This is a genomic window from Paludibaculum fermentans (assembly GCF_051172195.1).
GTDB lineage: Bacteria > Acidobacteriota > Terriglobia > Bryobacterales > Bryobacteraceae > Paludibaculum > Paludibaculum fermentans_A.
Genome location: NZ_JBPJAQ010000001.1, coordinates 4,731,109 through 4,749,993 on the forward strand (window position 1 = coordinate 4,731,109; position 18,885 = coordinate 4,749,993).

General features: G+C 62.7%; 16 protein-coding genes. 6 read left to right on the forward strand and 10 right to left on the reverse strand.

Going from position 1 to position 18,885, the window contains the following annotated elements; all coding sequences use genetic code 11:
* Positions 1 to 49: 49 nt before the first annotated feature.
* Entirely contained in the window at positions 50 to 871 is an 822-nt protein-coding gene (locus tag ACR9Y2_RS19025; protein WP_435043165.1) for a DUF6599 family protein, read from the reverse strand.
* A complete protein-coding gene (locus tag ACR9Y2_RS19030) occupies positions 868 to 1,992 on the reverse strand; it encodes an aldo/keto reductase (RefSeq protein WP_435043166.1) in 1,125 nt (374 codons plus the stop codon). The genes ACR9Y2_RS19025 and ACR9Y2_RS19030 overlap by 4 nt, the downstream gene beginning before the upstream one ends.
* Before the next feature lie 62 nt (positions 1,993 to 2,054).
* On the opposite strand from ACR9Y2_RS19030, the gene ACR9Y2_RS19035 reads away from it, so the two are divergent.
* Together ACR9Y2_RS19035 and ACR9Y2_RS19040 are read left to right on the forward strand one after the other, a co-directional pair.
* The gene (locus tag ACR9Y2_RS19035; protein WP_435043167.1) at positions 2,055 to 3,089 is read left to right on the forward strand and encodes a DUF362 domain-containing protein; all 1,035 of its coding nucleotides are present in this window, start codon (positions 2,055 to 2,057) and stop codon (positions 3,087 to 3,089) included.
* Between the two features lie 45 nt (positions 3,090 to 3,134).
* Complete coding sequence (locus ACR9Y2_RS19040) at positions 3,135 to 4,265, forward strand: aldo/keto reductase (RefSeq protein WP_435043168.1); 1,131 nt, start codon at positions 3,135 to 3,137, stop codon at positions 4,263 to 4,265.
* 12 nt (positions 4,266 to 4,277) lie between these two features.
* On the opposite strand, the gene ACR9Y2_RS19045 is transcribed toward ACR9Y2_RS19040, so the two are convergent.
* The 3 genes from ACR9Y2_RS19045 to ACR9Y2_RS19055 all read right to left on the reverse strand — a co-directional run bounded on the left by ACR9Y2_RS19045 (position 4,278) and on the right by ACR9Y2_RS19055 (position 6,994).
* Positions 4,278 to 5,306, reverse strand: a complete 1,029-nt coding sequence (locus tag ACR9Y2_RS19045; RefSeq protein ID WP_435043170.1) for a tetratricopeptide repeat protein — start codon at positions 5,304 to 5,306, stop codon at positions 4,278 to 4,280.
* Positions 5,307 to 5,631: 325 nt separating this feature from the next.
* On the reverse strand, positions 5,632 to 6,660 hold the full coding sequence (locus tag ACR9Y2_RS19050; protein WP_435043172.1) for a hypothetical protein: 1,029 nt from the start codon (positions 6,658 to 6,660) through the stop codon (positions 5,632 to 5,634).
* 124 nt (positions 6,661 to 6,784) lie between these two features.
* The gene (locus tag ACR9Y2_RS19055; protein ID WP_435043173.1) at positions 6,785 to 6,994 is read right to left on the reverse strand and encodes a hypothetical protein; all 210 of its coding nucleotides are present in this window, start codon (positions 6,992 to 6,994) and stop codon (positions 6,785 to 6,787) included.
* Between the two features lie 302 nt (positions 6,995 to 7,296).
* On the opposite strand from ACR9Y2_RS19055, the gene ACR9Y2_RS19060 reads away from it, so the two are divergent.
* Together ACR9Y2_RS19060 and ACR9Y2_RS19065 are read left to right on the forward strand one after the other, a co-directional pair.
* On the forward strand, positions 7,297 to 7,977 hold the full coding sequence (locus tag ACR9Y2_RS19060) for a hypothetical protein (RefSeq protein WP_435043174.1): 681 nt from the start codon (positions 7,297 to 7,299) through the stop codon (positions 7,975 to 7,977).
* Positions 7,978 to 7,987: 10 nt separating this feature from the next.
* Positions 7,988 to 9,880 (forward strand): DUF2264 domain-containing protein, encoded by a 1,893-nt coding sequence (locus ACR9Y2_RS19065; protein ID WP_435043175.1) that lies wholly within the window; start codon positions 7,988 to 7,990, stop codon positions 9,878 to 9,880.
* Here the strand turns inward: ACR9Y2_RS19065 and ACR9Y2_RS19070 are convergent.
* From ACR9Y2_RS19070 to ACR9Y2_RS19080, 3 genes are all read right to left on the reverse strand, one after another.
* Positions 9,805 to 10,632: a putative Ig domain-containing protein gene (locus ACR9Y2_RS19070; RefSeq protein ID WP_435043176.1), complete on the reverse strand. Its 828-nt coding sequence runs from the start codon at positions 10,630 to 10,632 to the stop codon at positions 9,805 to 9,807. The genes ACR9Y2_RS19065 and ACR9Y2_RS19070 overlap by 76 nt on opposite strands.
* Before the next feature lie 10 nt (positions 10,633 to 10,642).
* On the reverse strand, positions 10,643 to 11,953 hold the full coding sequence (locus ACR9Y2_RS19075) for an NAD(P)/FAD-dependent oxidoreductase (protein WP_435043178.1): 1,311 nt from the start codon (positions 11,951 to 11,953) through the stop codon (positions 10,643 to 10,645).
* A 144-nt stretch (positions 11,954 to 12,097) separates the two neighbouring features.
* On the reverse strand, positions 12,098 to 13,165 hold the full coding sequence (locus tag ACR9Y2_RS19080) for a M48 family metallopeptidase (RefSeq protein WP_435043179.1): 1,068 nt from the start codon (positions 13,163 to 13,165) through the stop codon (positions 12,098 to 12,100).
* A gap of 39 nt (positions 13,166 to 13,204) precedes the next feature.
* On the opposite strand from ACR9Y2_RS19080, the gene ACR9Y2_RS19085 reads away from it, so the two are divergent.
* Together ACR9Y2_RS19085 and ACR9Y2_RS19090 are read left to right on the forward strand one after the other, a co-directional pair.
* A complete protein-coding gene (locus ACR9Y2_RS19085; RefSeq protein ID WP_435043180.1) occupies positions 13,205 to 14,347 on the forward strand; it encodes an aminotransferase class V-fold PLP-dependent enzyme in 1,143 nt (380 codons plus the stop codon).
* A 44-nt stretch (positions 14,348 to 14,391) separates the two neighbouring features.
* Positions 14,392 to 15,009 (forward strand): DinB family protein, encoded by a 618-nt coding sequence (locus ACR9Y2_RS19090; RefSeq protein WP_435043181.1) that lies wholly within the window; start codon positions 14,392 to 14,394, stop codon positions 15,007 to 15,009.
* Here the strand turns inward: ACR9Y2_RS19090 and ACR9Y2_RS19095 are convergent.
* Positions 15,006 to 17,711, reverse strand: coding sequence for a glycosyltransferase (locus ACR9Y2_RS19095; protein WP_435043182.1), 2,706 nt, complete (start codon positions 17,709 to 17,711; stop codon positions 15,006 to 15,008). The two genes, ACR9Y2_RS19090 and ACR9Y2_RS19095, sit on opposite strands and share 4 nt — an antisense overlap.
* 19 nt (positions 17,712 to 17,730) lie before the next feature.
* On the reverse strand, positions 17,731 to 18,840 hold the full coding sequence (locus ACR9Y2_RS19100; RefSeq protein ID WP_435043183.1) for a hypothetical protein: 1,110 nt from the start codon (positions 18,838 to 18,840) through the stop codon (positions 17,731 to 17,733).
* Positions 18,841 to 18,885: the final 45 nt, after the last annotated feature.

Sequence of the window (18,885 nt, forward strand, 5' to 3'; positions counted from 1 at the left end):
TGCTGCATTGTCCAGTAAATTTGTAGAGGGCCTGTAAAAAATATTAAACTTACGGGATACGAGCCGCTAATTGCGTGGCCCGTTGGGCTGCATCGCCGGACGGCGGCGCATTGGTGAAGCCGGCTACGCGCTTTCCTTTACGGAATAGACACATTTTGCCCAGGTAGCGGTCTTCGGTCGCATAGCCTTCGTCGCCGACCTGTGCGGTGGTGCCGCCGGGGAACCGTTCCTTCAGTTTGGCGAATAAGGCCGTGGCGGAAGCGGGTGAGTCCTCTGTTACTACAAATGACTTGCCCTCGTCATATTGAGCGAGATAGCCGCGTTTCAGGATACGCAGCCCGAGGACGCTTTGCGGCACCAGTCGCGGGGAACCCGCCTGTAGCCGTTCTTTCGGGAACCACCCCAACTCCATCGGGATTTCCGTAGTTCCGGAGATTTTCTTTTCGAACTCGACAGCGGCGGCGCGCAGCAGAGCGGTGTACTCGCCTTCGGGTTCGGCTGCAATTTCTCCCAGGAACTGCCCTTTTACAAAAAGTACTTTGCGGGGCGTCACCTGGCCGCCGGCTCCGATCTTCTCGGTAGGCAGGCGGGGATCCAAATTACCGGTGAACATTCCGTACGCCAATTCGGGTGAAGGGAACGTACTGATATCGGCGATCAGCGTCACTCCGCCTTTCTTGCACGTGATTCCGGTCATGCTCTTGAAGCCGTACAGGAAATAACCTTCCGAATTCCCGTTCATGTACTCGTACAGGGTTTCGGTATCAAACTGGCGAACCTTTCCATCCTGGACAAACCCCGGTGAGATGGAGCAGTCCGGAGACTGCCCCATTGCCACCATTCCGATCAGTGACAGCAATAAAGCCCTCACGCAAACATCTCCTGTGCACGGGCCACGCGTTCGGCCACGCGGACGCCGTTCGGACAAGCGATGCTGCAGTTGGTGCAATCGCCGCACTTCACCTGCTGAAGATTCTCAGGCAAGGTCTGATAGTTTTCACGGCCAAGGGCGAATTCGCCGTAGCCTTCGGCATAGCTGACATAGCGGATGATGTCGCTGACCGGGAGACCCTGTGCGCATTTGCCTGAGCAGGAGCCGCAGAAGCGGCAATAGAGCGGGCTGATGAACTTGAGTTGGGCAGCCAGAAGTTTGTCGTCGACTTCCTTCTTGTAGCCGGCGGCGACAGCCTTGAAGTTCTCATCCAGTTGATCGGCATCCATGATGCCCGGGATGGAGGTGTGGATGGCGGTGCGGCGCACGGCCCACTTGAGGGCGGCGGCCATGGTGCCGGTCTTGGACAGCTTCTCGAACATGGGCGAACCCTGCTTGTTCTGGCGGAAGCCGCCGGCCATTACCTTCATGGCGACGATGCCCATGCCGGCTGTGTTGGCCTTGTCGATGAGCGCATCGAGCTCAGGATCCATCGTGAAGTTGTAGCTCATGAGAAGGACGTCGGTGCGCTTCTTCTCGATGAGGAACGGAATCATCTCTTTGTGGCCGCTGTGGAAGCTGACACCCTTGAAGCGCACTTTGCCGGCTTTGATGGCTTCGTCCTGCGCGTCGAAGAGCTCATCCGGAGTGGCCGCGGGGGTGGAGCGGGAGTGGAGATACCACACGTCGATGTGATCGGTCTGCAGTTCCTTCAGCGTGGTGTCCAGATGTGCCAGTACCTCGGCCTTGGTCTTGCCGGGGGTCTTGCTGGTGATGTGGAGCTTGTCGCGGCGGCTCTTCAGGGCGGCTCCGACCATGCGCTCGTTGTTTCCGTTCTGATAGCCCCGGGCGGTATCGAACCAGTTGATGCCGGCGTCGGCAGCCTGTTCAATGACCGTGGGGTCGGAGGTGGTCATGCAGCCGAAGCCGAGCACGGTCACCTTGATGCCGGTTCTACCCAGCGTCCTTTTAGGCATCTCGAGGGCGGAGGGTGCCGCCTCCAGGCCAACAGTTCCAGCCAGGCCGATGCCGGCCAGGAATCCGCGTCGCGTCGCGCTCATGTCGAAATCCTCCTTTACAGAGTTTCAGCTCTTTACATACTATATTGACAGAGGTGTTCGCAATGGCCACTACTTTCACCCGCCGGGGTCTGTTTGGCGCATCCGCCGGGCTGCTGCTGGCTTCCCGCACCGCTCGGGCCGCCACGCAAGTGCCCGCCGGCCTGTTCAAAGGCGAAGATCGCCGCAAGAACGTCACGGCCGCAATGCGCCTGATCGACAAGGAGATCACGGCGAAGCTGCGCGGACGTAAGTCTGTTGTTATCAAGCCGAACATGGTCTCCACGGAGCGCCAGTTGGCAGCCACGCACGCCGACGCCCTGAACGGAATTCTCGATTACCTGGCCGATCGCTACAAGGGCCCGGTGTTCATTGCGGAATCCTCAGCCGGTTTCACGACCGCCGGTTTTGACAATTTCAAGTACCAGGCCGCCATTGATGATCACAAGAAGATGAACATCAAGTTGGTGGATCTTAATGAAGAAGCCGAGTACGAGACGCTGCAGATACTGGACGCGAATCTCCAGATCCAGCCAGTCCGCCTGGCCAAGCGGTTGCTCGATCCTGACGCCTTCGTCATCTCCGCCGGTCTGTTGAAAACTCACAACGTCGTGATTGCGACCATGAACATCAAGAACATGGCGCTGGGCGCTCCGCTGCACTACAAGCGCGGCGAGGCGAAGCGCTGGAACGACAAGCGTGTCTATCACGGCGGAGTGCGGCAGACGCATTACGACATCATGCGCACGGCGGAACGGCTGAAGCCGAATTGGGGCGTGGCCGTGATCGACGGGTTTGAAGGAATGGAAGGCAACGGCCCGGGTTCCGGCACGCCGGTGGCTTCGCGCGTGGCGATTGCGTCGACCGACTTTGTGGCCGCCGACCGCATCGGCGTCGAGTGCATGGGTGTGAATCCCGAGTGGATGGGCTACCTGCAGTATTGCGAGAAGGTGGGCATCGGCACGTTCGACCGGGCAGGGATCGAATTGCGCGGCGAGACGACGGAGAAGGTGCAGCAGAAGTACCGCCTGCACACCGATATCGAGCGCATGATGCAGTGGATGGGCCCGCTGACGGAACTGCCGCCCAAGCTGGGCTAGTCGCGGCGCCGGTTGTTGAAGGTCAAATTCCGGAGGTTGTATCCCGTGAGTTCGAATTTCTCCCGCCGCGGCTTTCTGGCTGCCGGCGCCATTTCGCCTGTTCTGCTGGCCGCGCCGGGCGCTCCGCCGCCGGCCCCCATCCGGACCCTGGGCAAGACCGGCTTGAAAGTCACCAGTGTCGGCTTCGGCTGTATGGTGACTTCTGATCCCAGCGTGATCGAACGCGCCATCGACCAGGGCATCACCTACTTCGACACGGCCCGTGTCTATTCGGGTGGGAACAACGAGCGCATGGTGGGCGGCGCTGTGAAGGCGCACCGCCAGAAGCTGGTGCTCTCTTCCAAGACGATTGCGAAGGACAAGGAAGGCGCCCTGCGTGATATCGATATCACGTTGAAGGAGCTAGGCACCGATCACATCGACATCTGGTATCTGCATGCCAAAGACCGGGCGGAGCAGATTACTCCGGAGCTGCTGGAAGCGCAGCAGATTGCGAAGAAGCAGGGCAAGATCCGGTTCGCCGGGGTGAGCCTGCACAACGGGCATGCCGAGGTGATTCCGGCGGCGATCAAGACCGGCGCCATTGACGTGATCCTCACCACCTACAACTTCGCCATGGCCGCGACGATGGAGCCGCTGGTGAAGTCGATTGCGGATGCGGGCATCGGCGTGGTGGCGATGAAGGTGATGGCCGGGACGATGCGGCTGGATCGCAGTTACGATTTTGACCGGGCCAAGGCCGCCATGGCGAAACCCGGGGCGGCGCTGTCGGCGCTGAAGTGGGCGCTGCGCATGCCGTACGTGCATACGACGATTCCGAGCATCAAAGACAACGAACAGCTGGATGAGAACCTCAAGGCAATGAAAGAGCCTTACCGGGAGGCGGATTCCAAGCTGCTGGCCGCGCAGATGGAGCGCATTGCGCCCTTGTACTGCCGGATGTGCGGGACCTGCGCCGGGACGTGCCCGCAGGGTTTGCCGGTGAGCGACATGCTGCGGTATTTGACCTACGCGGACGGGTATGGTGAGTTTGCGCTGGCGCGCGACAACTTCCGGACAATGCCGGCTGAGCTGCAAGGGGTCCGCTGCGAGTCCTGCGACAAGTGCACGATTGAGTGCCCCAACGGGGTGCGCGTGCGGGAACGGCTCATCCGGACCCAGGAGCTGCTGGCCTAGGCCGGCGTTCCCTCAGCGCTTGCCGGCGTCCCGAGTGAAGTCCGCCACGTCTACGCTGTAGCGTCCGGGCTGCTGCACGAGGGTGCGCTGGTAGATGTTCTGCGCCTCGCGGCGAGCGGCTTTAGACTCCTCGCCGCGTTTGGCGCGCTTGAGCAGGTCGGCATAGTCGGACCACAGGCCCACCAGGAAAACATGGCTTGGACCTATGTTGGACCGCACTATTTCAATGGCGCGGTGCATCATTTCCAGTGCGTTCGGGTCGTTTCTATCGGCGCCCTTCATCTTGGCCAGATTGCTGAGGGCGGAGGCGTATTCGACGACGTTCACGCGACGATTGGCCTCGAGGATGTCGACCGCCACCTGGGCCTCCTGGCGGGCCTCGTCTTTCCGTCCCTGTTGCCACAGGATGAGGCCGAGCTGATTGTGGACCTGCGATCTCTCTTCCGGCATGTCACTGGGATTGAACTTGTGGAACTGAATCGCTTTACGGGAGAGGGCTTCCGCGCGCGGCAGGTCCTGGTTCAAATAGGCCGCGGCCGCCAGCGCGCCGTAGACTTTGTCGGCCGCCGCGGCATCCTGATCGAGCCTGGCGTCGCAGCTTGCGGCCAGGGTCCTGGCCAGGCGCGCGGCTGGACCGGGCCGCCCCGTGGCGACATACAGGCTGAGCAGGTCCGCTTCAGCCTGCAGGCGGGCGACCAAGCCTGCTTCACCGGATTCCTCCCAGAGGCGGATGGAGGATTTCATCATGGTTTCCGCCTCGGTGGGCCTGCCCAGCAGCGCGGCAACGCTACCGAGGTACTCGTAGCTCCGCGCCCGCATTTGAGTCGCGCCTGGGGTTTGCCGGCTCAGGTCGCTGGCCTGCTGCAGGGTCTGAAAGGCCGCCTGGTAGTCTCCGGCCTGCCGCTGTTGCTGGGCTGTTTCCACAAGACCAGCCCAGCGCCGGGCGGGGTCTTCCGGCGTCGTGTTGGACTGTCCATACGCGGCGCAACCGATGGCGACCGCGCTGCAACGGACGATGAGACACACGAATCCTCTTCTCATGGCCTTCCTTGTTTGAGTGGCCGATTCCAGCGGTCGAAGACAGAAAGAGGCTGTCGCGGGGACGCAAAACTCCCCGGGAGCGGCCTCCGAGGGCTTCGGCCAGCCGAAAAGGGATCGTCTTTTCAGTTCCTGAACTTGACTCTGCGCCGCGTGGCTACCACTGCCACGCGGGCTGGCCGCGATTGACTGGTGTTGGACCAGGTACTGTCTTGCAATACGGCCCAGCCCGGCAACCGGCTGTATCAAACACAGAGTTTTACAGTTGGCACAGGAATGGCGCGTCGCGGGGCAATGCGCGAGCGGTGGACGGTGGAGCGCAACAGCCCTAGTGGTGCTTGCTGGCCCGCATCAGGTCGGACACATCCACCGTGTGCTGACCCGGCTGCTGCACCAGAGTCCGCTGGAAGATCTGCTGCGCCTCGCGCTGCGCCGCCTTGGACTCGTTGCCGCGCTTGGCCTGCTTGAGCAGACCAGCATAGTTGACCAGTAACTCCGCCAGGAAGACGTGCCCCGTGCCGACGCCGGCGCGTACGACCTCGATGGAACGCCGCATCATGTCCGGTGCGCGGCGATCGCCGTTTTCCATGGAAGACATCATGGCCTGGTTGGCCAGGGCGGCAGCGTACTCGATGGAATGCGTGCGATCGTTCCTTTCGAGGATCTCGACCGCCTTGCGCGCTTGTTCCAGTCCCGCCGCGTGCCGGTCCCGCTGCCACAGAATGAGACCCAGTTGGTTGTGGGCCTGCGACAGTTCTTCCGCCATGATCTCCGGATTGCCGATCTTCGCCTCCAGCGCCTTCCGGCAGAGCGACTCGGCCCGGTTGAGATCCCCGTTCAGGTAGGCCGCCGCGGCCAGGGCGAGCAGCACCCGGCCGGCTGCCGTGCGGTTCGATTCGAGCTTGCCCTCGCTGTCGGAGACTAATCGTTTCGCCAGGCGGTCCGCCTTGCCGGTCTGGCCGGTCTCGACGTAGAGATTGACGAGGTCGGCCATGGCTTGGAGTTGCGCGATCGTGCCGATTTCGCCCATCGATTCCCAGAGCCGGATGGCCGACTGATAATGGCCTTCCGCTTCAAAGGGCCGGCCAAGGATCGCAGCCACGCTGCCCAGGTACTCGTAGTTGCGGGCGCGCAGGATGGGGCGGCCGGGCATGCCTCGCGCCTGGACGGCGGCATCCTCGAAGCCGCGGTAAGCCGCCTCATAGCTCCCTTGCCGTCGCAATTCCTGGGCCGCTTCCATCGTGGACACCCAGCGTTGGACAGCCTCGCTGTCCGGCAGGTCGGCCTGCATCTGGACGGGCCTGCCGTGGACCACCAGACACAACTGCACAATCAGACACACGAATCCTATTCGCATTGGCTGCTCTCTTTCATTGGCCGTTTTCCGGCCGGCCAAAAACAAAAGAGGCCGCCGCTGGGAACCTGGTTTTCCCTCGCGACGGCCTCCGAGTGTTTCGGTCAGCCGGAATCGGACGTTCGGTCTAGCTTGTGAACTTCACCTTTTGCCGTGTGGTTTCGGCCAGCACGGGCAAACCGTCCTGAATGCACAACCGCTCGATTTCGCCATACCGCATTTCCTGGCAGTAGCGGATGAAATCGACCCACGCTGACGGCAGCTTCCCATACGCCGGGGTAGCCGAAGCCTGCCTGTTCCGAGGTGGTGGCGGCCCTTTCACCGGATCATCGTTCATCGGGTCGTCTCCTCAGTTAAGAAATGAACTGCACTTGGAGGCTGTCTCCAAGCGGAATGACTGCGCTTAATTGCACTCCCACCAGACTCTACTCTGCAATACGACTCATGTTTGCCGGCTGTTGTAACAAAACCAGAAAAATGACTTCGCATTCCGAAAGTTGAGACTTGATGACAATCTTTGACACACGGCGGGCCTGCCGTGTTCCCGGAATCTCTACGATGCCCGCCTGTTACGCCGCCCGAATTGGAATGCGCGGGGGTCGGAACAAACGGCCTCCGTTTGATGTCTAATGGGACCGGATGAAGCGGTGGCAGAGTTGGCTGCAACTCGGAAACCTCCTGCTGCTGATCGTGACGGCCTGGCTGCTGATCGACGGCATGCCGAATCTCCTGCGCTGGCGGGCGGTGCGCAACACCACTCCCGTGAAGCGGCCCGAAGCGTTTGACTGGGTCGATCCGGCGAAGGGGCTGGGCATCATCAATTTCTATGCGTATCCGGGCGCTATCGCTGAGGGCGAGACAACCTCGGTCTGCTATGGCGTGATGAACGCCAAGGCAGTGAAGCTCGATCCTCCCGTCGCCGAGCTCTCGCCCTCGTTCAACCGCTGCTTCGAGGTCAGCCCGGAGCGAACCACTCGCTATACGCTCACGGCGGAGGATGCAAAAGGCCGGACCCTGAGTAAATCGTTCGAACTGGTAGTGGAGCCGGAACCGGCGCTGGCGCCGCGCATCAGTTATTTCCGCGTGCGGACGTCGAAAGTGGATCGCGGCGACACGGTCCACCTGCTTTGCTTCGCCACGGTCAATGCGACGTTGGTGGAGGTGAATCCGCCGGCTTTTCCCGGCTCGCCGGTCCTGCAGGGCTGCTTCTATGCGGTGCCCAAACAGCCGGTGACCTACACCCTGACCGCTACCGGGACCTTCGGCCGCAAGGTGAAACGTCAATTAACCGTGGCCCCCGAAGCTCCGGTTGAGAAATAATGCTGTCAGCATGTACCGGCGAGAATTTTTGAGTCTGGTGCCCGCGGCGGCCGCTGCTGCGCAGAGCAAGAAGAAGTCCGGGGGAAAGACCGGAGGGAAGAAAGGGGAGGCGCCGCCGCCCCCTCCTCCACCGGAGACGCAGGTCAGAAACCTCTTCCTCGACATCACGCGCGGTTACCTGAAGAATGCCGCCCGGACGTCCGCCAGCATGGCGGTGGTGGAGTATCCGAATGCCACCATCACCAGGAACTTTCTGGCGAAGTCGGGGCTCAGCGTAACGGGTGTCACCCGCATGATGCCGGCGATGGCGGCGTGGATCGCGGGTGGACGCGAGCCGGGGCTGGAACTCACGGCCGCCATGACGAACGCCTTCCGCAATGGCTGCAATCCGGAGCATCCCGATTACTGGCAGGCGGCCAAGACCGGCGGCAGCGATCAACGGCAGGTGGAGTCGTCCATCGTCGCCTGGAGCTTGTGGCTGCTGCGCGACAAAGTGCTGCCCGCCCTGACCGAAGGGGAACGCAGGAACGTGGCTGCCTGGCTGGACGGTTGTACGAAGCAGCCTGTACGCGGCAACAACTGGGCTCTGTTCACGGCCGTGAATCACGCCGCGCGCCTGCGCCTGTCGGAGAAATGGCCGGAGTTTCAGGCTGACCCGCAGTTCATGCTCGACGACATGAAAGTGATCGAGTCCATGGCGACGGGCGACAGCGGGTGGTATAACGACGGTCTCACGGGCGCGGCGTACGACTATTACAACTCCTGGGTCTTCGCCAGCCATTTCCTGTATTGGAACGAACTGGTGGGCTCGCGGTATCCCGAGATCAGCAAACGGTTCAGCGAGCGCCTGACGAAGTATCTGGAGACCGCGCCGATGTTCTTCGCCGGGCATGGCGGCCATGTGCTGTTCGGACGATCGCTCATCTACCGTTGGGGTGTGCTGACTCCGCTGGTGCTGGCCTATCAGCAGAAGCTCTGGCCGCATTCGCCGGGTCTCCTCCGGCGGATCGTGCAGCAGAACATCCTCTATCACGCTGCCATTGGCGGCTTCGATGCCGAGGCAGGGAAGCTGAGGGAGACTTATACCCCGGAAGGCTCGCCGGCCATCAAAGAGAGCTACATCGACGGCGGCCATCCTTACTGGGGCATGCAGGCCTTCGCGTTCTGGCGGATTGCCGATGACGATCCATTCTGGACCGCGCCGGAAGAGCCGCTGCCCATTGAGAAGAGCGACTACGGGATCGCGCTGGTGGAACCGGGCCTGCTGCTGGCCGGGCGGCGGTCCTCAGGACAGGTTCGCGTCTTCAACGCCAAATCGACCAAGCCCGATCCGCACTACCGAGACAAGTACAACAAGCTGGAGTACTCGTCGCATTTCTGCTTCGCGGCGACGCACGATCCCGCGCACGCCACCATCGACAATGTGTTGGCGCTGCGCAATACCAGCACGGGCGAGACAGCGGTTCGCGGTGAAATCACCTCCAGCGAGATGGACACAGAGAAGATCGAGATCGAGTATGCGATCAAGCTGGGTGCGGTGACTGCCCAGGTTCGTACGCAAATCCAGCACCTGGGGGAGTTCGAAGCGCGCGTCCACAATGTCCAGTGCTCCGGCGGTTCGCTGGAGGGGATCGAACTGGTGGAAGGCGGTTCGGCCTTTTCGCCAGGACCGGTCTATCCGGACGCCCATCTGAAGACCTGGAGCATGAAGGGCTGGGTTAAGTCAGATAAGGAGGAGGCGACGGGCAGCGTGCTGTTTGCCCGGCACCAGGTTCAGACCCTGACGGCACCGGCGCAGCCGAAGTTGTACCTGGCGTCGCTGCGCTATCAAAGTCCCAAGGCGATGCCCAAGGACAAAGTGGATGGCGAAGCAGCGCAACTGCTGGACAGGCTGAGGGTCTGATCCTCGTAGTGGGCCACGGCCTGCTGGCCGGTCTCCAGGTTAGTGAGGACGATGTCCACGCCCTCACCCGGCCCGCCGCCGATGAGTTCGGCCGTGATGGTCTCGGGGAGCGGTGGAAATTCGGCGATGACGTGGCAGTCCTGCACGCTGAGCCGGACGCCGATGGCCGGCAGGGACGTCTCTTCGCCGTAAGCGTTCACGGTGAGGGTAGTGCGCAGGCGGTTGCCGCCCGCATCCAACACTTCTATGGGCACCTCGTACATTCCTGGTACGAGCACCGTCCCGCGCAGGATTCCTTCGGGGGTCAGTACTAACCCCAGCGGAAGGAAGCCTTGCGGCGCGAGACGGTATTCGAACGGCGCCGCTCCTTCGGATACGACGGCCTGCCACTCCAGAGCCTCACCGACGGGCGCGACTGCATACGCCCTCGACAGACTGAGCGGCGAAACCGTCAGATCCAGCCATTGCTCAACGATTTGCCCTTCAGCATCAGTGACCTGAACCCTGACAAACCACTGACCTGCTTCAGCCGGTGCACCGAAGAATCCCGGGATCGACGCCGAGCCCAATATCACCGTCGACAGATCCACCAGATGTACACCGGGCGGAAGTTCCCCCGCGGTCACTTCCCATTGGTAGGGCGCGGTTCCACCTTCCGCCTTTAACGGCATCGACCATGGCCGGCCCACCGAGGGCTGGTTCCAATCCGGAGAACCGCTGGTCAACGCCAACGCAAGCAATAGGATGTGCATTTGATCTGCCTCAAGAGGCAGATCGGACAGCATCGGAGGTACTTGAGGAATTTTGTGGCTCGACGATCAGGCGCGAGCCGCGCTGTTCCGTGAAGTACGACCAGACCCATTGCAGGAATACGCTTACCCGCAGGTTGGGCAGCGCCAGGAAGAGGACGTGGATCATCGACCAGGCCAGCCAGGCGATATAGCCGGTGAGTTTGAGATTGCCGCGCTCGAGGATGGCGTAGTTCCGGCCGACCACTGCCATGTTGCCCTTGTTGACATAGTGGAACGGCGGCGGCGGAGCGTCGTTCATCAGGCGCGCCTCCATCACACGCGCCACGTGCGTGCCCATCTGCATGGCTACCTGCGCCACGCCGGGTAGAGGCTTGCCGTCCTGCTCGTAGTTGGCTACGTCGCCGATGACGAAGATCTCCGGCGCACCAGGGACGCTCAGGTCGTAACGAACCTTGACGCGGCCGGCGCGGTCGGCCGGACAGGCCAGCCAGCGGGCGACGGGCGAAGGGGTGACGCCAGCCGTCCAGATGACTGTCTTGCTGGCGATGTGTTCACTGCCGACGGTGACGCCGGTATCGTCGATCTGCTCCACCGGATGGCCGGTGAGCACCTGCACGCCCATGTGGGTGAGGCGCTTCGTCACCTTCTCAGAGAGGACCGGGTCAAAGCCGCCCAGTACGCGCGGCGAAGCTTCGACCAACAGGATCTTCGTATCCAGCGGGTCGATGCGCCGGAAGTCGGACTTCATGCTCATGCGGGCCAGTTCGGCGATAGCCCCGGCCATCTCCACGCCGGTGGGGCCGCCGCCTACCAGGACGAAGGTCAGCAGGGCGGAGCGCAGGGCGGGATCCGTCTCGTGTTCCGCTGCCTCGAAAGCGGAGAGCACCTTGTTGCGGACCCTCGTCGCATCCGACATGGTCTTCATGCCGGGCGCGAACTGCTCGAACTCGTCGTGGCCGAAGTAGCTGTGCTGGACGCCGGTGGCCAGCACCAGGAAGTCGTAGTGGAGATGGAGGGGCTCGCGCTCCGGCGTCTCCACGGTTAATGTGTGTGCCGCGGCATCGACGCTGGATACTTCACCCAGAAGTACGGTCGTGTGCCGGTCGTTCTTCAGGACCTGACGGATTGGAGCGGCAATCTGTCCGGGCATTAGCATGGCCGTTGCAACCTGATAGAGCAGCGGCTGGAATAAGTGGTGATTGGTGCGATCGACAAGCGTGATGCGGACGTTCAGGTGGCGCAAGGCGCGGGCCGCGGCCAAACCGCCGAAGCCGCCGCCAACAATCACGATGTGAGGTAAACTGCCATCCCCGGTACCCATATACCTCTATTGATGCGCGAAACGACCCCCGCGCGCCATTCGGGTTTGTCTATCTCAAATAGGGGATTTGCGGTAGTCCGCAAATGAAAAACGCCACACCCGGGTGGGCATGGCGTTGTTCGCGGGAGTCGGCGGATAGGTCGATTAGTTGCGGCGCTTGAGGGTCGGGCGCTCGTCGGATTCTTCCTTGGTCGGCTTCTTGTCGCTGCCGTCGCCGTCGATCGGGTCGGTGCCGCCGCCGGGCGACTTCCGAAGCGTGGGACGGTTGGCGTCCTCGGGCGTCGAGCCAACCCGGCGCCGGTTGTTCATCGACAGCAGGCGGGTCTTGACGTCCTCGAACTCCGAGGTGGTGATGACGTATTCCGGCTTCTCTTTCAGCAGGTCGGAGATGTTCTTCTGGGCGGTAGTGATGCGGTCGCCCGTCGGCGGATGCGAGCTGAAGATCTTGGAAACGGCGCCCGGTTTGCGCTTGTTTAGCGATTCCAGCCGTTCAAAGAAGTCGACGAAACCGTTGGGATCGTAGCCGGCCTTGTACATGTACTGCAGGCCCAACAGGTCGGCCTCGGATTCGAAGGCGCGCGAAAACTGGAGGAAGCCCAGCGGGATGGCGAGCGAAACGGCCTGGCGGATGCCATAGCCGGTCCAGCCGCCCATGAAGATCAGCGGGATGGTCGCCAGGTTGACCAACTGGCCGCGGGTGGCCTGCTTCGTGCCGTGGCGCGCCGCGATGTGCGCGATTTCGTGGCCCATGACGCCCGCGATCTCGCTCTCGTTCTCGGCCAGGGTAACCAGGCCGGTGTTCACGAAGAAGAAGCCGCCGGGCAGCGCCATCGCATTGGGTTCGTCCGTATCGATCACCTTAATGGTCACCGGGACTTTGCAGTCGGAGTTCCGGACGAGGTTCTGGCCGACGCGATTCACATACTCGGCGATCACGGGGTCGTCGACGATTTTGGCCTGACGCTCGATCTCCATGGCGTACTGCTTGCCCATGGCGATCTCTTTTTCGATCGAATACCAGTTCATGCCCTTGCCGACATCGCGGTCTCCGATGGCGTCAGGGTCCTTCTTTTTGTTCTTGTTACTGGTCTTCTTCGCGTCGGTTTGAGTGCTGTCCGTCTTGCTGTCGCTGGTCTTGGGCGGGTCGGCCCAGACCGTGGGCACAATGAGGCCCAGCAGCACGGGCAAAGTGAACGGAAGGCGCCTGATCATAGTCGATCCCCTCATCCAGACTAACGTACAGTAGAGTTGATGGGTTACATAGAATTAGGGTCGCAGGAAATCTGGGCCCAATACCGGTCGGAATTCCCGGTCACTGACAACTTAGTTTATCTGAACCATGCCGCGGTGGCGCCGCTGGCCCGCCGCGCCTCGGACGCGATGAAGTGGCTGGCTGATGACGGCATGAACTTCGGTTCGCTGCACTACGACAAGTGGCTGGCCTCCTACGACGGCCTGCGCGCCGTCACAGCGCGACTGATCCATGCCGAACCGGCCGAGATCGCCATCGTCAAGAACACCAGCGAGGGCATCGCCACCGTGGCCCTGGGGCTCGACTGGAAGCCGGGCGACAGGATCGTCGCCTTCCAGGAGGAATTCCCCGCTAACCTGTACATCTGGAAGAAGTTGGAACAGTGGCGCGGAGTCCAGGTGCAGTGGCTGTCCTATCTCGATCCGCTGGACAAAATCGAAGCCGCGGCCCGCGGAGCCAAGCTTCTGGCCATCAGCTTCGTCCAGTACCTGAGCGGCTATCGCGCCGACCTCGAGGCGATTGGGCAGATCTGCCGCCGCCACGGCGTCTTCTTCTTCGTCGATGCCATCCAGGGCCTGGGCGCGTTCCCGCTGGACGTCCGCAAGATGAACATCCAGGCGCTAGCCGCCGACGGCCATAAGTGGCTGCTGGGTCCGGAAGGCAACGGCGTGCTCTATGTCCAACAGGACTGGCAGGACCGGATTGAGCCGGTGGAGTTCGGTTGGACCACTGTGGCCGGCTTCGCCGACTATTCGTCGCGGGACATGACGGTCCGCCGGGACGCGGGCCGCTATGAGTGCGGAACATTGAACACAATTGGCTGTTTCGGCCTCTGGAAGTCCACGGAACTCATTCTGGAAGTTGGGGTTGACCGCATCGCCCCGCATGTCCAGGGCTTGGGCGACCAACTGGCCGAAGGGGCGCGCCGCAAGGGCTACGAGGTCCTGGGTGAACGGACGCCCGCCACCGGCGCCGGCATTGTCTGCATCCGCAAACCGGGTGTCGATGCCCGCACCACCCATGCCCACCTCAAGGCGAATGGAGTGATTACGGCTCCGCGCCAGGGTTGGGTTCGAATGTCCCCGCACTTCTACATCGCCCCGGCCGACATCGAGCGGGTGTTGGAACTGCTGCCCGAATAGAATTACCAAACGAACCAACCGGAGGGCCGTCCAACCCGGGCAGTATGACTGCCTGCTGCCTGCCGGTCCGCTGTCCGGGCGCCTGCGCCGTGCTGGCGTTTGCCGCTTTATTTACAGGAGTTTGCACCGCCGGCCCGCTGCCTGCGATGGAGCGGGAACGGCTGGTCGCCCATTTCGAGATGACCAACCGCTGGCTGGCGCAGGAAGTGACGGGTCTCACTCCAGCCCAACTGGCGTTCAAGGCGGCTCCCGACAAGTGGAGCATCCTGGACGTGGTGGAACACCTGACGATTGCGGAGCCTCAATACTGGCAATGGGTACAGGACTGCCTGAAACAGCCAGTGGGCGCCTTCGCTCGTCCCAAGCATCCGGATGAGGAGACGTTGTGGTACGGAATCGACCGGACGGAGCGCAACAAGACCGCCGCGGCGCGTGAATCGAAAGGCGAATTGAAGGACGCCCGCAAGGGGTTGGAGCAGTTCCTGAAGCTGCGCGGCGAGATGCTGGCCCTGGCGAAGTCGACCCAGGAGGATCTGCGCGGGCGCGAGATCCAGAAGAGCGGCACCGACCTCTACCAGTGGTTCCTGATGATCTCGGTCCATTCGCAGCGCCACATCCTGCAGATCCAGGAAATCAAAGCCAGCGCGGGCTATCCGCGTTAAGGCTTCCTCATCAGTGACCGGTAGAGGGCGGATTGCGCGGCCGCCACAGCGTCCCAGTTGTAATGCGCCTCGACGGTGCGGCGGGCGGCAGCCTCGATGCGGCGGCGCTGGTCGGGATCGAGCAGCAGGGCTTTGACCGCGCCGGCCATCTCCGCGCCCGACTGGACGACAAGGACATCTTTGCCTGGATTCAGGTCGAGTCCATTGATGCCGGCGGGCGTCGAGACGACGGCCTTGGCCATCGCCATGGCTTCCATAATCTTGATGTTCGTGCCGGCGCTGGCCTGCAGCGGAGCGATGACAACGGAAGCGCGGTTATACGCCTCGCGCACGTCGCTGACAAAGCCTTCCACCTCGATGCCGGGCCGGTTGAGATCCAGTTTGACGCGGTCCTGGTGAAGTTCCCGGTAGTGCTCTGAGCGCGCTCCGCTAATGACGTGGAGCGTGGCGCCGACGGCCTCCAGGGCGGGCCAGGCCTCGCGCAGGAAGAACTCGAGCGCCATCAGGTTCGGCAGGTGGGCGAACGACCCGATGAAGAGGATGCGGCGCGGCTCCGGTTCCTGTCCGGACGGCTGGAACCGCTGCAGGTCGACTCCATTGGGTAGCACCTGCACCTGGCGTGCGCCCTCCACGGCGGCGCGGTCTTTCTCTGACATCGTGACGACGCAGGACACATCGCGCCAGGCCTGCCGTTCGAAGCGCTGCCAGCGGGCCAGCTGCTGGGCCATCTCCCAATCGGCGTGTTCGCGCAGCAGTTGGGCGTAGAGATCCACGGTGACGTCGTGTTCCACCAGGATGGTGGGGACGGTGCCGCAGTCGCGGGCGTAGAGCGCCATTTGCGTGAATTCGAGCTGGACCACCGCCGGCTGATGCTTGCGGATCATCTCGCGCAGGGCGGCGCGAAACGCGGGCGTGTCGTGCTCTTCCACCACGTCGGGGCGGTCCGTCATGGGCTTCAGGTGGGAGCCTTCGCGACGGACCAGGATCACCTCGTGACACAACGCCAGGATCTCGGGCGCCGGAGCCTCATGCTTGTCGCAAAACGCGATCAGGACCTGGTCAAATTCCTCCGACGCGCCGCGCATGAGGTTGAAGATGCGCACCGCTCCGCCATGCGAGAGCGGGAAGGGGATGTAGGAACTGGCCACGAGCACCAGCGGTTTGCGTGGATCGCGGGGTTTGCCAGGGAAACTGACGGCGTCGCCGGTACCCAGTGCCTGGGCCAACACCTCGTCGGCGGGTTGCGGCGGAGCGGGCTCCACCCAATCGGCGACGGAGCGTGCAGCCTGCAGGGTAGGGAAGACCCACGGTTGGGTGGGCTCCTGCGCGGCATAGAGGTTCAGGCGCTGGATGGCGCGCCGCCACATACCCTGGAAGAGCTCCGGATCGGCCACGCTGCGCGCCAGGAAGCGCAGGTAGTTCACTTCCACGACGGCCTGGATCTGCGCTTCGGTGAAATAACGCTTCGTCGTGCTGCGGTGATGGTGCACCAGTTTTGCGCCGGCGACGAACACGGTGGGCCAGCCGCGCACCCAGCCGCGATAGCCCAGGTCGAGATCCTCGACATAGGCGGGTTTGAAGACCTCGCCCACGCAGCCGGCCTGCAGCAGTTTGGCGGTGTCGTAGAGCGAGCAGCCGCCGCTGCCATAGAGGACATAGCTGAGATCCTCGCCGGCCAGCGGCTCGTCGCACCAGATGGGAAAATCCACGGCGTCGCCGCGATTCCAGAGCAGCGCCTTGCCCGTCTCTTCGCGGCGCACGCCTGCCGGGAAGAAGATCTGGGCCGTGGCGCAAAACAGATCCGGCACTTTGCGGAACGCGTCGCGCAAAGGCGCGAAGAAGCCGGGCTCCAGCACCATGTCGTTGTTCAGCAGGCAGGTGTGGGAGAACCGGGCGCGGCGGATGCCGCGGTTCACCGCCTCGGCGAAGCTGAGCGGCTGGGGATGGATCTCCACGCTGACGGCAGGATATTCGGCCGCCAGCCAGGCCGCCGTGCCATCGTCGCTGCCGTTGTCCGAGACGATGACTTCATGGTCGAAGCCCTGCAATTCGCTGAGCAAGCCCGGCAACAGGCGTTCCAGCAATGCCCGCCCATTGCGGGACGGCACGACGACGCTGATGCCTTCAGGTCTCGCAGGCCCCGGCGGCGGATCCGGCCGCGGCGCCAGGGAGCTTTTCTTCCAGGCCGCCCGTGCGCCCGCCGCCAACGCCAGTTTGCAGGAGATTTGCCGTTTGTACGCCCACGGATGCAACAGACGCCAGACCTGCGTGTAGGCCCAGCCGCCGGGCCGCGTCTCCCAGCGGATGTAGTTCTTCGTGCGCCAGCGCATGTGGCGCAGAATCGCGAATGCGGCGCGCGGATGGACGGCGAAGTGGTCGAGATTCTCGTTGAAGCACAGCAGGCGTGTGGGCGACAGCAGCGTGGCGGCGGTGCGCATGGGCCAGTAAGGCATGCGCGGCTGCAGGATCATCGCCGTGTAGGCGATTTCCTTCCCGTGCACAGCATCGCGTACCCGGGCCAGATTCTGCTGGAAAGTGCGGCCGATGAACCAGGGAATCCACTTGCCGCGCGGCGGCGGGAATTCCGCCACAACATAGATGGGCAGTCCTGGCGCCACGCATTCGAACTGGTCAATCAGGGTCGGGATCAGGTCTTCCGATCCGGACGCGAATGCCACGAGGATGCGTTCCGGCTTTCTCACAACACGCGTACTTCGTTAGCTAGATCAGACTGCGACGATCCGCGAGCGGTAACCCTTGTTGGTAGTCGTCCCAAAGTGCCAGAGCCTGTAAACAGAATGCGGTCGAAACCGGATTCGAATAATTTGAGAGTACTCCTTCGCGGCGTCCGAAGTTGAACCCTCCATCCAGCCGCGGGTCTTCGCTCTCCATCTGGTAGGCGGCGGCCCAGCGTGCTTCCTGGGCGGCGGCCTCCTGATTCAGCGCAACCGCGCCCTGCGCGTCGGCCCATAGACGCACCCGCAGCAGCTGGGCATTCGCGTCTGACCGTTCAAACTCGTGCCGCACGGCGCGCAGGTGCGCTGCTTCGCGCTCAATGCCTTCTTCCAGCGCCTGGCGTACCTCGGGCCGTTCCGAAACCGCCAGAATCGCCTCCAGGAAATAGCCGTAGGCGTGCAGGCGGTCCATAATGCGGTGATTCTGCGGCTCATGGTCGAAGAACTCGCCATGCGTCTGCAGCGCACGCTCCAGCGTCCACTCAAACTCAGACCGGAACGACTCGTTGCCCGTCACCTCATACAGATCAAGCCAGGCGAGCGCCGACTTCAACTGATAGCAGTCGGACGAGCGCGACCAGCGGGCATCGCGCGCCACCGGGCACTTGCCCGGCAGGGTCAGGATGGGGTGAATGTCGTGTCGGTTCACAAAGTCGCGGCTCATCGACTCGCCGCAGCACACGGCCATGTCCAGATACTGCTGGCTGCCGGTGGCCCGCCACAGGCGCAGCAGGGCGCGGGCGATGATGCCGTTGTCGAAGAAGTAGCTGTGATGCTCCGGCAGTACGCCGCTGGCCGACCATTCGAACGGCATCGCCGAGCTGCGTCCGTCCCAAGCCTTCACCAGCAGATCGCCGCCGCGCGCCGCAGCCTCCAGATAAGAGTCCTCGCACGACCGGTCGTACAGCTCCAACAGGGCCGAAACTGTATAGCCGGTGATCTCTGTGGAGACCCGCGCATTGCGGTTCTCCGAGATGTAATGATATCGGGCCACACCGCCTTCCGCTTCCTGGATCCCCGATAGGAGATGCCATTGACCGGCGCGGGAAAGAACGGGTGACAGAGAACGGACGGTGACCGGAGTAGACAGGCTCAAGACGAAAGACTCCCCCAAAACTCTACGCCAGATTACATTGTATCA

Excerpts from the sequence above, each read along its gene's own strand:
- ACR9Y2_RS19070 (WP_435043176.1), bottom strand. The coding sequence starts at position 10,632 with ATGCACATCCTATTGCTTGCGTTGGCGTTGACCAGCGGTTCTCCGGAT.
- ACR9Y2_RS19075 (WP_435043178.1), bottom strand. The coding sequence starts at position 11,953 with ATGGGTACCGGGGATGGCAGTTTACCTCACATCGTGATTGTTGGCGGC.
- ACR9Y2_RS19045 (WP_435043170.1), bottom strand. The coding sequence starts at position 5,306 with ATGAGAAGAGGATTCGTGTGTCTCATCGTCCGTTGCAGCGCGGTCGCC.
- ACR9Y2_RS19055 (WP_435043173.1), bottom strand. The coding sequence starts at position 6,994 with ATGAACGATGATCCGGTGAAAGGGCCGCCACCACCTCGGAACAGGCAG.
- ACR9Y2_RS19090 (WP_435043181.1), top strand. The coding sequence starts at position 14,392 with ATGACTGCCTGCTGCCTGCCGGTCCGCTGTCCGGGCGCCTGCGCCGTG.
- ACR9Y2_RS19060 (WP_435043174.1), top strand. The coding sequence starts at position 7,297 with ATGAAGCGGTGGCAGAGTTGGCTGCAACTCGGAAACCTCCTGCTGCTG.
- ACR9Y2_RS19065 (WP_435043175.1), top strand. The coding sequence starts at position 7,988 with ATGTACCGGCGAGAATTTTTGAGTCTGGTGCCCGCGGCGGCCGCTGCT.
- ACR9Y2_RS19050 (WP_435043172.1), bottom strand. The coding sequence starts at position 6,660 with ATGCGAATAGGATTCGTGTGTCTGATTGTGCAGTTGTGTCTGGTGGTC.
- ACR9Y2_RS19035 (WP_435043167.1), top strand. The coding sequence starts at position 2,055 with ATGGCCACTACTTTCACCCGCCGGGGTCTGTTTGGCGCATCCGCCGGG.
- ACR9Y2_RS19030 (WP_435043166.1), bottom strand. The coding sequence starts at position 1,992 with ATGAGCGCGACGCGACGCGGATTCCTGGCCGGCATCGGCCTGGCTGGA.
- ACR9Y2_RS19080 (WP_435043179.1), bottom strand. The coding sequence starts at position 13,165 with ATGATCAGGCGCCTTCCGTTCACTTTGCCCGTGCTGCTGGGCCTCATT.
- ACR9Y2_RS19085 (WP_435043180.1), top strand. The coding sequence starts at position 13,205 with ATGGGTTACATAGAATTAGGGTCGCAGGAAATCTGGGCCCAATACCGG.